The sequence below is a fragment of the Silanimonas sp. genome (assembly GCF_044377035.1).
In the GTDB taxonomy this organism is placed as follows: Bacteria; Pseudomonadota; Gammaproteobacteria; order Xanthomonadales; family Xanthomonadaceae; genus Silanimonas.
Map to the genome: position 1 here is coordinate 92,781 of NZ_JBILJW010000005.1, position 13,655 is coordinate 106,435.

Here is a 13,655-nt window from a genome sequence, read left to right on the forward strand (position 1 = left end):
CCGGCAGCGAGGTTTACTGGGAAACCGCGGGGAGGGTCGGCATCCGGCACAACGCGATGTCCTCGAGTTGCAGCGCAGCCGCCCCTTCGCTGGCCAGCGTCAGGGCCTCGATGATGGCGCCTTCGGGCAGCGGGAGGCGGAAGGCCTGCCACGTGCCATCGCCACGTACGTCGAAGGGTTGCGTGGTGACGGCACCCGCGGTGTCGCGCCACGTCAGAGCGATCTGGTTCGGTCCGGACACGGCCAGCGTGGCGGAAAGGTAGGTGTCGCCCTGGGGCTGCAGCGTCCAACTGCCCGCCGTTTCCCCTGCGCCCACCGTCCCTGCCGGGATGCATGCCCGCGTGATCCACGCCGTGGCGCGCCGCAGCCAGGTACGTTCGTCCGAGATGTAGCGCGCTTCGCGGTAGGGATAGCTCGGCGGCGCCGCGAGGCCGCGTTCGGGGATCTCGACGATGAGGAGCTTCGGCGGCTGCGTCTGGAAGCCGTCGTCGCGCAGATAGAGTTCCAGTCCCACCCAATGCCCGCGATCCGCAGCGACGGACAGGTCTGCGACATCGCGCTGCAGGGCGAAGCGAAGGGCGTCAGGGAAGCCTGTCCACGCGCCGCTGAAGCTGCTGCCCATGAGCGCGATGCCCGGCGCGGCATCCTCGGCGAGCAAGTCGCCGCCCGCCGGTGCGGTCACGCCGAAGACGCGCACCTGCTCGGGCTCGAAGGCGGGCGTGCCCGCCGGAAGGATGGACGTCAGGTCGCCCGCGGCCAGCGTCTGCGGCGTGGGATTCCATTCCAAGGTGTATGCGCGAGCGGGAAGCGCGTCGAGGGCGGCCTTCGTCGCGGGGTTGCCTGCGGCGTGCTCCGCGATGCGTTCGGCGGCGAGGAGCGCCCCGGTTTGTGACCAGTGGCTGTCGAGCCGCATGAACAGCAGTTCGCCGTCTCCGGCTCTGGCTTGCGCAAGGAACGGCGTCTCGAGGTCCACGACATCGACGCCACCCTGCCTGAGCGCCTGCACGCTCTTGCGGTAATGCTCGATGAGGAAAGGCGTCGGTGCACGCTCGGGCGGAAGGTTCTCCGGATACACGCGTACCTTGGCGGGGACCACGGCAAGCACCATCCGGGTGTCGTTGGCGGCGAGAACGTCCGAGAGTGCGGCGAACAGTCCGATGGACTTCGCGATCGAGGGCTGTTCGCTCTCGTTCGTGATGTCGTACAGGTAGTAAAGCCAGTCGTTCTGGCCGACGATGCCTGCGCCCTCTTGCGCTGCCACGGGGGCAGAGAACTGCACGGCGAGGCCGGCAGCAAGCGCCGCCCACAAGCGCTTGGGATTCATCCTCATGGCGTCCCCGTGTAGCGTTCGACGCGGTTGAGCACGGCCTTCAGCACCGGAGCGTCCTCGCCCGGCAGGATGAACAGGCTGTAGGTGCCACCGTATTCCATGGCCAGCGGTGCGCCGGGTGCCGCGACGGCGGTACCGGTGCGAGCAAGGCCGAACCCGATGTTCAGCGGGTTGACCGGGCGCGACACCGAGGCGCCTTCCGCGACGGCCGGGAAAACGACCTGTGCGCGGTCGCCGGCGGTCACGTCGAGCGGCCCCTGTCCGGGGGCGAGGTGGTAGGCCGTCAGCACCGCCTTGAGCTTGTTGGTATTGGCCTTGTCCTCGAAGCGAAGGGGCTGGGTGCCCGGCGCGCGGCTCGTGTAGGCAAGCGTCAGGGCCTTGCCCGCCGGTGCCTCCAGCGTCGTCTCCAGCACTTGGCCGCCCCCGCTCAGCTTCAGATTGTGCGTGCCGGCGGAAAGCACGAGGTATTCGCCCGGCTCTCCGGCCGCAAGGGCGGCCCCGCGCGGCTTGCCGTCGACGGTCAGCGTCATGGCGGGGCCATCAGCGGCGACCAGCAGTCGCACGTAGGCGGAATTGGCGGGCGGCTCGGGATCGTAGAGGAGGCCGGTTTGTTGCGCGTTCGCCATGCCGGACAGCAGCAGGACGGCGAGGGTGAGAAAACGGCGGCGGACGATCATCGCTTCGCTCCTTCCGGAAGGCCGGCAATCAAGGACGCCTCATGCCGGCACACGGCCGGCTGCGCGACGGCGAAATTTTCTCCTGCGCCCGGGAAGATGCGCAGGCTGCGTGCATCCCGCGCGTCGGCAGGCAGGCGGGTCTTCAGGGGCACCGGCGTTCCATCCTCCGGGACGCCGATCGACCATGTGGCGGTCTTGCCATTGCTACCCGTGGCTTCGAGGCGGACCGTTCCGCCGCCCTGGATGGCGACATCCGCCCAGAGGTAATCCGTCGTGTCCAAGGCTTGGGCGAAATCGAGCTGGACATAGCTGTCGGCATTGCTGGGGCCGTAGCCCACGCCGCCGTCGGCCAGTCGCGTCTGCGCGTCGGGGAGATTGGCTTCGGACAACTGCACCGCCACGGGCGAGGTCGCGCAGTTGCGCGAGACCGCCGTCGCGAGGTTCAGCAACCACTCCTTGCCGTCGCGGAAGTACTCGGCATCGCGCCAGGGAGAGTCGGGCGGATTCACGCTGTCGCGCTCGGGCACTTCCCAGATCAGCAGCTTCGGCGGATGCAGCTGGAAGGCGGGGTCGCGGGTGTAGTTCTCCATGCCCACGAAGGGGCCCTGGCGGCCGGGGATGGAGATGTCGAGCAGCTGACGCTGCAGGGCAACGCGAACCGCATCCGGGTATTGCGTGCCGGGGTGCGTGAAGCTGCTGCCGATCACGGTCACCTGCGGCACGCCGGATTCACCCGTCAGTGCATCCACCGAGCCGGCGTCGAGCGCCTGCACGGTGTAGCGGAGCACGGTTTCCGCCGGTGGCGCCGTGGCGCCCGCCGGCAGGGTGGGCAGGAGATCCGTCGTCAGCGAGGGCTCGCGTTCGCCGTTCGGAGAGGCCTCGAACTGCGCTTCGGGGATGCTGGCGAGCACGCCACTGGCCTTCGGGTCGGCGTCGATGGCCTTGCGGATGGTCTGTCCGGCCAACATCGCGCCGGTGGGCGTCCAATGCGAGTCGAGGCGAAGGAACAGCGGCTCGCCGCCCTTGGCGGCCTCGGCCTGGAAGGCCGGCAGCTGGTCGGCCACCGTCATGCCCGCGGCGCGCAGTGCCTGCACCATGCGCTGGTTGCGATTCTCCGTGCCCGGCGCGGCACCGAAATCGGCGGGCAGGTACTGCGGATAGATCTGCAGCTTCAGCGGGGTGACGGTGAACACGACATGCACGTCGTTCGCCGCCATCACGCGGCCGGCGCGCGCCAACATGTCGGTGAAACGGTCCACTTCGGGCATGAGGGAGGCGTCGAAACGCTCCCAACGGAAGTACAGCCAGTCTTCCTTGCCGACGATCGTGCCGGTTTCTTCCGCATGGGCGGCGGGCATGAGGGCCGCGGCGATGAGGGCGGCGGCGATGGACTGGCCCAATCGGGCCTGGGGTTTCTTCAACATGGTCTTGGGCGCCTCCAGACTTAGAACGTGATTTGGTAATGATAGTTGCCGGCCGGGAGTTCGCCGAAGCGCACGCTGGCTCGGTAGGGATCGATCGGCGTCACCTCGACCGGCGGCATGCCCGTCTTGGCGCCGCGGACCGTCGGCAGGACGTTCTTCCGCGGCAGCATCACGACGACGGACACGCCGTCCACCGGCTCGCCCGACGTGACGCTCAGGTCGAACTCGGCGCGGAGGCCGAGATCGCGCGAGACCACGCGCACGCGATCGCGATCCCGCCACCACTCGGCGACCTCGCCGGCCGATGCCAGCCAGACCGTTTCGCGCCGCGAGGCCAACTGGTGCAGGTAGATCGAAACGGCCGATGCCAAGGGGCTGCCCGGGGCGAAATTCTGCGTGTGCACGGACAGGATGCCCAAGGCGCCCTGCGACTCCGCCAGGGCCAGCTCGTCGCCCAGGCGCTGGGCGAGGACGACGGCATCGGTGGTGCCTTCGGACAACAGGTTGATGTCGTCGCGCTGGGTGCGCGGCAGCACGACGAGCTGTTTCCCCACACCCTCCTCGGCGGCAAACAGCGGCAGCCTCGCATCGCTGCGATGCGGGTCGGCGAGGTGGTGGGTGAAGCCCTTCTCCGCCAGCAGTCGCTCGGTGGTCCCGTCGTAGCCTTCGGTCGGCGCTCGGAAGCCCATCGTCGTCTGGTCGCTCGGAAGGGCCGTCGCCAGTTGTGCCTGCATGGTCTCGAGGCGTTGGCGTTGCGTCGCCTCCGGCAGGTCCTTGAACGAGGTGTGGACCTCGCCGTGGAAGGCCACCTCGTGCGAGCGCGCGAGAGTCTTCACCACGTCGGGGAATTGCATGCCCATCGAGGTCAGCACGTAGAACGTGCCCCGGTAGCCGATGTTGTCCATCAGCGAAGCCAAGTGCAGGGCGTTGCTGAATTGGTCTTCCGTGTCCATCTCGACGATCTGCGCGGCCCGATGCCCCTCAGGCCAATTCGCCAGCATCGCCTCGGGGCGACGGCCGAGAAAGGCCAGCGCATCCTCGATCACCGGCCCGATGCGGTGGGGCTGGTACTCCCAGGTGCTTTCGGAGAAGCCAAGCACGACCGAGCGAACGCCACGCTCGTCCTCCGAAAGGACGATGGCTCCGTTGGCGAGATCGGCAGGCGCCGGCGTGCGCGCCCAATCCATGAATCGACCCGCGAGCTGTGCATCGTTGATCGGCATCAGGCGCAGCAGCGGCTCGTGGTTGGCGCCGAGCCAGATGCGCATGCCGGCAGCCTGCTGGCGGTTGACCGGCGACTCGCCGTCGAGCACGAGGAAGCCGGGGGCATCCTCGGCCTTCGCCACTTCGCCATTGACCCGCGCCTGGCCCATGCGCTCGAGCCATTCCCATCCCGTCCACTGGTTCGCGTCGTCCCGCGTTCCGCTGGCCCAGGTCAGCAGCACGCTGCCGCCGTCGGCCTTGAAAGCCTCGATCGCGCTGCGCTCCTGCGGGCTCAATGCCACGGCCGAGGGGACGATGAGGATGCGCCCGTCGCCCTTGGACAACGCCTCCGGCGTGCTGGCTTCGGTGACCCGCCAGCGCTGCGCCGAGAGATGTTTCCGCCACGGTGAGAGCAGCACCTCGTAGTTGCCGCCGACCCCGGTGAAGTAGCGCTGCGTCGTGGGCGAAACGAAGAGCACCACATCACGGCTGCCTTCGCTTTGCACGAACGGCGGCAGGGCGGTGTCGAGGCGGTCCGGCACCGGCCATCCCAAGGTCCGCATGGCCAGCAGGTACACCAGCGCGAGCATCGCCAGGCCGCCGACGACGAGCGCGGGGAGGTAGATGCCCATGCGCCGGTAACCCGGCCGGGTCTCGAATTCCGTCGGGTCTTCCATGCTCATGGCGCGGCCTCGCCCTTGCCCTCGGGCGCATCCGCCCCTGCACTTTCGGGCTTCGTGGTTTCCGGGATGAATCGCGTGAGGAACACCGGCTCGCGTGCCCCGTGCAGCGGGACGGTCGGATCATGGCGTTTCGGCTTGCGCTTCTCGCGCATCTTGAAGGCCGCATACGCCGCGACGGCCACCACCAGCGTGCCGATGGTGGTCAGCAGGATCACGGTGGCCAGGATGGAGAACAGGTCCACGTCAGAGTTTTCCTTCGCGTTGCAGTTTGCCCCAGGTCATCGATTTTCCTCGCCATTCCTCGATGGTGGCGAAGACCTTGGCGACGTCGACGATGACGATGTAGAACAGGCGGAAATAGATGGAGTAGCCGATCAGCGACGGATCTTCCTCCTCGACGATCACGCAGTACGCGGCGGCGATCACGTCGAGCAGCGTCAGTTGCAGCCACCAGAAGAAGATAAACGTCGCGACGCCGTAGTACAGACCGACGTAGGCGAAGAACAGGCTGCCCAGCACGGTCGAGAAGGGCCACAGGATGCCCTCGAAGAGCATGTACCAGAGGATGAAGAAGTTGACGCCGCCTTTCCGCGGGCGCCACAGCGCCGAAGCGTGCTTGCGGATGGCCTGCAGGATGCCCCGCGTCCAGCGGTAGCGCTGCTTCAGCAGGTCGAGCAGGCGGCTTGGCGTTTCCACCCAGGCCACCGCGGCGGGTTCATAGGCGATCTGCCAGCCGCGCATGAGCAGCTTCAGCGTCAGGTCGGCGTCTTCCGCGAAAGTGTCGTGGTCGTAGCCGCCGGCCTGCTGCAAGACGGTCTTGCGGAACATCCCGAGCGGCCCAGGGATGATGACCACCGAGCGCAGGTAACTCTGCGCCTTCCGGGCCATGGCCAGGCCCTCGATGTACTCGACCGCCTGGATCTTGGCCCACAGGCTTTCCCGGTTGAGCACCTTGACGTTGCCGGCCACCGCGCCGATCCGCGGGTTGTCGAAATGCCGGATGCACGCCCGCAGGGAGTTCGGCGAGAGCTTGGTGTCGCCGTCCATGTTGAGGATGAATTCGCCGCGCGCCTGCGTCATCCCCGTATTCAGCGCATCGGCCTTGCCGCCGTTGCGCTTGTTGATGACTCGCACCGGCACGCTCGTGGATTCACGGGCGACCACGAGGGCTTTCTCGTAGGTGTCGTCCGTGGACCCGTCGTTGACGACGAGGATCTCGTAGTTGGGGTAATCGAGGTGCAGGAGCGAGCGGATCGCGGGCTGGATCACCAGCCCTTCGTTGTAGGCCGGCACCACGAGGCTGATCATCGGCAACTGGCGGTCTTGCTTCTCCGTCGGCGGCGGCGCCGTCCGGTCGGACAGCGTGTACTCGATGTGCTCCATGAAGGAGTAGAGCAGCAGGAAGGCGTAGCGCAGCACCAGGATGGCCAGGAAGACCATCAGGTACAGCCCGACCGCCCCGAGGATCCAGTTCTCCAGGAACACGCGCAGCGCGCCCGACCCGAGCTGCAGGATCTTCCCGTACGTCGCCGCGAGCAGCGCGACGAGGAAGAGCACGGCGCCGACGGCGATCAGGACCCGCCAGGTGCGTGCTAGCGCCACACCTTCTCCACCTGCAGGTTCGCCGACCGCGCGCCGTAGGCCGCGTTGTCGCGGAAGCTCGACATCCGCCAGAACCCGAACGAGAACGCGAGGTCTTCGGCGAACTGGTAGCGCCCGCCGAGCGAGAGGCTCCAGGACGTTCCGGACTCCTCAAGCAGTGGCGTGCCGTACTGGGCGCTGCCATAGAGGCTCCAGCGGCCAAGGCTCCAGTCGCCGCTGAAGCCCGCGTAGGCCGAGCCATGGCCGAGGGAGGGCGACCAGTACTCGGCGGCCGGGCGCATGGCCTGGCGGAACTCGACGCCGAGCAGGGGACGCCAGCGCGCGCCCAGGGGGCGCCATGACGGCGTCCAGCGCAGTTGCGCCGCACTGATCGAGTTCCCGTCGGTGATCCCGTAGTAGTCGACCTGCCCGTAGAGCTGGCCCCAGTCGAATTCACCCATCGCTTCGAGGCCGCTGTGCCTCGCGACCAGCCCGCGGAGGGCCGCGCGTGGCGCCAGGGCTTCGTGGCTCCAGTCGAGTCGGCCAGCCCGGAACCACACCGGCCATTCGTAGAGCTTGATGCGGGCGGAGCCGAAGATCGAGTCGTCGTCCCGCTCCTGCAGCAGGCCCGCCTCGAGCACGGCGAGGCGGGGTGGCAGCGGCGGCTGCGGCGGGTGTGCGGATTGTTGCTGCAGCGAAAGCGTGAGTTGCGGCTGCAGCGGATGCCCCAGCATTTCGATGCTGGCAGAGAGGCTCTGTCGGCTGGTTTCGGCTCGGCGTGGGATCGGTAGCGGGTCCCGGATGCTGAGCGGCGGGATCTCCCACTCGATGCTGTCGTCGTAACGGGCGAGCTTCACTTCGTAGCGGGTATCGCCCGAGGCGTTGTGCCAGCGGTGCCCGAGCATGGCGCCGCGCCGCTCGACCGGGTTGATGTCGGTGGTGTAGTCCACGCCGAACGTCGTTCGCGGTGCGAGGCCGAGGCGTGACTGCCTCATACCCTCGAGAGCGTCGCTGTCGTCCGGGTGGCGATCGAGGACGGCCTGGTAGCCCGCCATCGCGAGATCAAAGCGCCCGTTCCATCGCTGGGTGTTCGCCAGGCCGAGCCGGGCGTCGCGATCGACCTTCGAATCGAAGAGCGCCCGGTACTGCGCTTGGCCCGCTTGGAGCTTCCCGCTCCAGGCGAGGCTGTTGGCCACCTTGAGGTGCAGCTCGGCATCGATCGGCGCCTTCTCGAGCAGGGCAAGACCCTCTGCGCCCGCCTTGGCGTACTCGCCTTTCGCGTACAGGGCATCGATGCGCTGCGTCGGCGTGGCGGGTGCGGCGGCCGGCGGTCGTGCTGCCGGTCGCCCTGCGGGCGCTGCCAGCGAGGCAGGCGCGCCGAGCCTGCGGGGTTGTGTGTTGGCGGTGGTCGTGGCGGGGCTGCCGAGCTTGCGGGGCTGCGCCGAGGCCGTGTTCGAGTTCGTCGGCGCGGGCGGCGGCGCGGCGAGTGTCCGCGGCTGCGCTGGAGTGGCCGTGGCCGGGCTGCCGAGCCGGCGGGGTTGCGTCGAGGCCGTGTTCGAGTTCGTCGCCGTGGGCGGCGGCGCGGCGAGTGTCCGCGGCTGCGTTGGAGTGGCCGTGGCCGGGCTGCCGAGCCGGCGGGGTTGCGTCGAGGCCGTGTTCGAGTTCGTCTGCGCGGGCGGCGGCGCGGCGAGTGTCCGCGGCTGCGCTGGAGTGGCCGTGGCCGGGCTGCCCAGCCGGCGGGGTGCCGCCAGCGCGCCGGGCGTGGTCGCTGTCGTCGGCGAAGTGGTCACGCGGGCGGTCTGGTTCACCGGGGCGCTCGCGGGCGCCGCTACCGTTGCGGCGGGCTCACGAACTGCGGGTGCTGCTCGTGCCGTCGACGCAAGCGCGGTCGACGCAAGCGAGGTCGTCCGTGCCGCGGGCATGGCCGCAGTGGCGGCGGGAGGCGGCGTAACGGCTTGCGGCATGGCCGGGGCCGGGCGTGCGGCGATGGCCACGCGGGTTGGGGCCGCGTCGACCGGTGCCGCGGCAGGCCGGCTGGGCGTGCGTCCGGCCAGCGCGGCCAGTCGCCCCTGCGCGGCGCCTTGCAGGGGCGTGCCTTGCAAGGCGGAGAACTGGGCGGCCGCTTCATCCAGTCGCCCCGCACGCTCGAGGCTGTCCGCGACGAGATAGCGCAGGCTGTGGTCCCAAGGCTGTTCGAGTACGCCCTTGAGGCCGAGATCGGCGGCAGCGGCATGACGATCCGCAGCGCGCAAAGCCGCCATCTCCCCGAGATCGACGGAGGCCTTCAGGTCACTCGATGCGCCAAACAGCAGCAGGGCGAGCCAAGCGGTCCGGCATGCCGGCAACGACATCAAGCGCCCTCGCCCTGGTCGGGGCCGAGGGGACGTCGTGCGCGCGCCATCGAGGTCTGCCCCTTTCCACCTTCGCGGGCGAGGCGGCCACCGTATCGGAAGCGCTGCAGGTCGATGGGCTCCGAAACCTCGACGACCGGTGCCTGTTGGGTGGTCTGGGGCTCCCGCCCATCGCGGCTTCGGCTGGCGCGGGAGAGCGGCACCGGCGCCCGCGGGCCGGAGGCCTCGGCCTGCGGGCCTCGTGCGGAAGCGACGCCCGCCAAGCGGTCTCGCAGATCCGGCATCGGCTGGGAGCGGGTACGTTCACCGAGCGAGGCAAGCTCGCGCTGGATCTCTTCCCGCGATGTCAGGCTGCGCGTCTCGGACAGCAAGGCGTCCGCCGATTGGCCCAGCGCGCGCTCCAAGGTCATCCTCAGGCTGCTGGCCGGGCACCCGGCGAAGAAAAAATACGCTTGCTCGCCGTCGCAGGTGAGCAGGTCGCCAGCGCGGGACAGGCGGCAGCCGTCCAGGATCTCCTCGAGAACCAGATCGCGCCCGGCGCGCGCCACGACCAAGACTCCCGGCACGTTCAGGACGGCAGCGCGCTCGAGGATCATCATGGCTTCCTGCGCGAAAGGCATGGGCAGCAGATAGCCGCGCAGCGGGGTGACCGACACGCTCGCCAGGGCGGTGTCGAAGTCCACGCTGATCTCGCGATCGAAGGTTTGCCCCTCGATGGATTGCACGGCCAGCGGCCAGCGGCTCTCCGGCGTACCGCGATGGACGATGAGGTTGGCGCCCAGATTGAGCAGCAGCGCCTCGTTGGCGTACCGGAGGGATGCGCCCTGCTCGAAGATCAGGATCTTCGCGCCACGTCCCACCGAGATGCGAAGCGTGTGGACCGTCTGCGCCAATTCCCGTACCGACGTGTCGCTCGTGAAGGTCAGCAGCACCGTGGGCGTGCGGCTGCCCTGGCAGGCCTGCAGGAGGCCGATCAGCGACTCGCGATGGCTCCAGTGGCCGGGCAGTGCCGAGTCGAGGAGGGCGAGCGACCGGTCGAGGTAGAAGTAGCGCGTCTCGCCAACGGGTTGCGCTGGGGCCAGGGGCTCACCGACTTCCGCGTTCGACACGACGCCCTGTTCCACGACGGCGTAGCCCTGAGGCACCCGCTGGACCGGGAAGCTGCGCGCGGCGATCGCTCCGTGATGCGACTGCCAGTAATCGAAAGTCAGTTCGAGACCGTCATCGCCGGCGTTGAGCCTGGCGATTCCCGCGAGGTGGTCGGCCATCGCCATCAGCGTGTTCATCGCTTGCGGCGCATTCGAAAGGTGGACGAAGCTGAGGAGGATGGTGCTGCCGGACTCCTCGGCCCAACGATGGAGGGCTTCGATCTGTTCGAGCGCCAAGCCGAGGTCGTTGAGGCCCAAGAGCTCGTCAGCCTGGTCGAACACCAAGAGCCCGTTCTTCGGAAAACCGAATCGTTCGAATTCGGCGACGAGTGCCGTGGCTCCGAAACGGAACATCTTCTTGTTGAAATCGCCTTGCTGGACGAAGACGCCTAGCTTTCCGGTTTCGATGCTGTGCTGGACGTCAGGCAGGCCATTCGATGCAAGGCGGCCGAGGAACTGCTCCGGCTTGCCGGCCACCACCAGTGTCCCGGGCTGCCCGGAAGCCGTCGCCCACCCGAGGGCTCCGGCAAGCAGGGGGATGCGGGCCGGTGGGGTCTCGGTGGTGAGGGCGTAGATACCGCCGGCGTTCATGCCCCCTGCGAACGCAGGGAGGCCACGAACGCCCAAGACCGCGCGGGGTGCCTCGGCGGTGGCGCGATCGTCGAGCGAGGGGGGCATAGATGAAACTCTGTATGGACCCGGTGAGTTTAGACGAGGAACCCTGACCAGATCGGAGGAGGTCGCGGGGTGGCGGTGTACCATCCGGGAATGAAGAAACCTCCCAGAAAGGCCGGCGGGAAGCAGCTTCCGCCGTGGATGCCCGATGTTTTCCGATCGAGCGAGGCACCGCGGCCGGGGGGGGGCTCCGGTAAAAAGTCGTCACGCGTTGCCGCGCCGCACCAGACGTCCTCGCCGCGTCGCGCCGGGCCACCGGAGTTCCGTGACCCCCACGCCGGCCGCGAGGCCCAGCGCTACGACAACCCGATCACCAGCCGCGAGGCCATCCTCGCGCATCTCGTCGCCGCGCCCGGCCCGGTGACCGCCGACGAACTGGCCAAGGCCTTCGCCCTCGAGGCGCCCGACCGTTTCGAAGCGCTGTCGAAGCGGCTTGCCGCGATGGTGCGCGACGGCCAGCTGCTGCTGAACCGCCGCGGCGGCTTCGCGCCGGCCGAGCGACTCGACCTCATCCCAGGCCGCGTCATCGCCAACCCGGACGGCTTCGGCTTCCTGAAGCCCGAGGACGGCAGCGACGACCTGTTCCTGCCGCCGAACGAGATGCGCAAGGTGATGCATGGCGATCGCGTGCTCGGCTGCGTCACCGGCGTCGACCGCCGGGGTCGCCGAGAAGGCGCCGTCGTCGAAGTGCTCGAACGCCGCCTCACCCGCGTGATGGGCCGTTTCGAGGAGCGTGCCGGCATCGGCTACGTCGTGCCCGACGACCGCCGCATCCTTGCCGAGGTGCTGATCCCGCCGCTGGCCCGCAACAGCGCGAAGGAAGGCCAGCGCGTGGTCGCCGAGATCACCGCGCCGCCCGAGTCGGGCCGCCCGCCCTTCGGCCGGATCCTCGTCGTGCTGGGTGATCGACTCACCGCCTCGCGCGTGGTCGAAGCCGCCATCCACACCCACAACCTGCCTCACGACTTCCCGCAGGAGACGCTGCACGAGGCCGAGGCGGTGCCGCTCGAGGTGCCGGCCGACGTCGCTGCCAAGCGCGTGGACCTGCGCAGCGTGCCGCTGGTCACCATCGACGGCGAGGACGCGAAGGACTTCGACGACGCCGTGTGGTGCGAGGCGGACGGCAAGGGCTTCCGCCTGATCGTCGCCATCGCCGACGTCTCGGCCTATGTGCGCCCGGGCACGGCGCTCGACGCCGAAGCGGTGCAACGCGGCACGTCGGTGTACTTCCCCGGCTTCGTCGTGCCGATGCTGCCGGAGACGCTCAGCAACGGCATCTGCTCGCTGAATCCGAAGGTCGACCGTCTGTGCTTCGTCTGCGACATGCGCGTCGACTTCGACGGCAAGGTCAGCCGCTCGAAGTTCTACGAGGCGGTGATGCGTTCGCACGCCCGCCTGACGTACACGACCGTCGGTAAGGCGATCGACGGCGACGAGGAGGCCTTGGTCCAGCTCGGCTCGCTGCGCCCGCAGATCGAGGCCCTGCACCAGCTCTTCCGCGTGCTGTCGAAGGCGCGCAGCGAGCGCGGCGCGATCGAGTTCGAATCGGGCGAAGTGCGCTTCGTGCTCGATGCCAAGGGCGAGGTGATCCAGGCCGGCATGCTGGAGCGCAACGACGCCCACAAGCTGATCGAGGAATGCATGATCGCGGCGAACGTCGAGGCCGCGCGCTTCGTCATCCGCAAAAAGATCCCGGCTCCGTTCCGCATCCACGACCGTCCGCCGGAGCGCAAGTACACCGAGTTGTTGGAATTCCTGATGGAATTCGGCCTGCGCCTGCCGCCGTGGCAGAAGGTCGAGCCCAAGGACTTCACCACCCTGCTTCGCAAGGTGCGCAAACGCCCGGACGCCGCCCTGCTGGAAACCGTGCTGCTGCGCTCGCAGAGCCTCGCGCAGTATTCCATCGAGAACATCGGCCACTTCGGCCTCGCGCTGGAAAGCTACGGCCACTTCACCTCGCCGATCCGCCGCTACCCGGACCTGCTGCTGCACCGTTCGATCAAGCACATCCTCAATGGCGGCAGCGCCAGCGATTTCAGCTACACCGAGAAGGAGATGGGCACGCTCTGCCTCGCCTGCTCGGAGAAGGAGCGCCGCGCCGACGAGGCCGAGCGCGAGGTGGACGAGCGCTACCGCAGCGCGTGGATGGAGCAGCACGTCGGCAGCGATTTCGACGGCGTCGTCAGCGGCGTCACCAGCTTCGGCCTGTTCGTCGAACTCATCGAGTCGAAGGTCAACGGGCTCGTGCACGTGACCATGCTGCCCCACGACTACTACCACTTCGACGCCACGCGAAAAACGCTGGCCGGCGAGCGCCGGGGTTTGGCGTGGTCGCTCGGCGACACGGTGCGGGTGAAGGTGTTGCGCGCTTCTGTCGAGGATCGTCGCATCGACTTCAAGCTGGTGCTGCCGGACGAGATCGACACGCCGCGCAAGGGCGGCACGCCGACCGCGCGCCCGCATCCCAACGCCAAGGCGCCGCGCGGTGCGGCAAAGGCTGGCCCCGGCAAGCCTGCCGGCAAAGGCGGCGCGCCCAAATCGAAGGCCGGCAAGTCCCGCCGCTGACGAAAACGATACGGAACC

The 13,655-nt window shown here is 68.6% G+C and carries 9 protein-coding genes; 1 reads left to right on the forward strand and 8 read right to left on the reverse strand.

Translation table 11 applies throughout. The features are described 5' to 3' along the window. Positions 1-13: 13 nt before the first annotated feature. Genes ACIQ6S_RS04060 through ACIQ6S_RS04095 form a run of 8 tightly spaced genes read right to left on the reverse strand, consistent with a single transcriptional unit; the run spans position 14 to position 11,159 of the window. Positions 14-1,330: a hypothetical protein gene (locus ACIQ6S_RS04060; protein WP_397607246.1), complete on the reverse strand. Its 1,317-nt coding sequence runs from the start codon at positions 1,328-1,330 to the stop codon at positions 14-16. After that, entirely contained in the window at positions 1,327-2,007 is a 681-nt protein-coding gene (locus ACIQ6S_RS04065) for a DUF4397 domain-containing protein (RefSeq protein ID WP_397607247.1), read from the reverse strand. The genes ACIQ6S_RS04060 and ACIQ6S_RS04065 overlap by 4 nt, the downstream gene beginning before the upstream one ends. Then, positions 2,004-3,431 carry a hypothetical protein gene (locus ACIQ6S_RS04070; protein ID WP_397607248.1) on the reverse strand — a complete coding sequence of 476 codons (1,428 nt, stop codon included), beginning with the start codon at positions 3,429-3,431 and terminating at the stop codon, positions 2,004-2,006. Before ACIQ6S_RS04070 ends, ACIQ6S_RS04065 begins: the two co-directional genes overlap by 4 nt. A 20-nt stretch (positions 3,432-3,451) precedes the next feature. Then, the gene (locus ACIQ6S_RS04075; RefSeq protein WP_397607249.1) at positions 3,452-5,317 is read right to left on the reverse strand and encodes a polysaccharide deacetylase family protein; all 1,866 of its coding nucleotides are present in this window, start codon (positions 5,315-5,317) and stop codon (positions 3,452-3,454) included. After that, positions 5,314-5,559: a hypothetical protein gene (locus ACIQ6S_RS04080; RefSeq protein WP_397607250.1), complete on the reverse strand. Its 246-nt coding sequence runs from the start codon at positions 5,557-5,559 to the stop codon at positions 5,314-5,316. The genes ACIQ6S_RS04075 and ACIQ6S_RS04080 overlap by 4 nt, the downstream gene beginning before the upstream one ends. A gap of 1 nt (position 5,560) precedes the next feature. After that, positions 5,561-6,919 (reverse strand): glycosyltransferase, encoded by a 1,359-nt coding sequence (locus ACIQ6S_RS04085; RefSeq protein ID WP_397607251.1) that lies wholly within the window; start codon positions 6,917-6,919, stop codon positions 5,561-5,563. Continuing rightward, the gene (locus ACIQ6S_RS04090; RefSeq protein WP_397607252.1) at positions 6,910-9,249 is read right to left on the reverse strand and encodes a hypothetical protein; all 2,340 of its coding nucleotides are present in this window, start codon (positions 9,247-9,249) and stop codon (positions 6,910-6,912) included. Before ACIQ6S_RS04090 ends, ACIQ6S_RS04085 begins: the two co-directional genes overlap by 10 nt. Then, positions 9,249-11,159: a BcsE family c-di-GMP-binding protein gene (locus tag ACIQ6S_RS04095; RefSeq protein WP_397607253.1), complete on the reverse strand. Its 1,911-nt coding sequence runs from the start codon at positions 11,157-11,159 to the stop codon at positions 9,249-9,251. Before ACIQ6S_RS04095 ends, ACIQ6S_RS04090 begins: the two co-directional genes overlap by 1 nt. Positions 11,160-11,165: 6 nt before the next feature. Between ACIQ6S_RS04095 and rnr the strand changes: the two genes are divergently transcribed. Further along, positions 11,166-13,637 (forward strand): ribonuclease R, encoded by a 2,472-nt coding sequence (rnr, locus tag ACIQ6S_RS04100; protein ID WP_397607254.1) that lies wholly within the window; start codon positions 11,166-11,168, stop codon positions 13,635-13,637. The last annotated feature ends 18 nt before the right edge of the window (positions 13,638-13,655 follow it).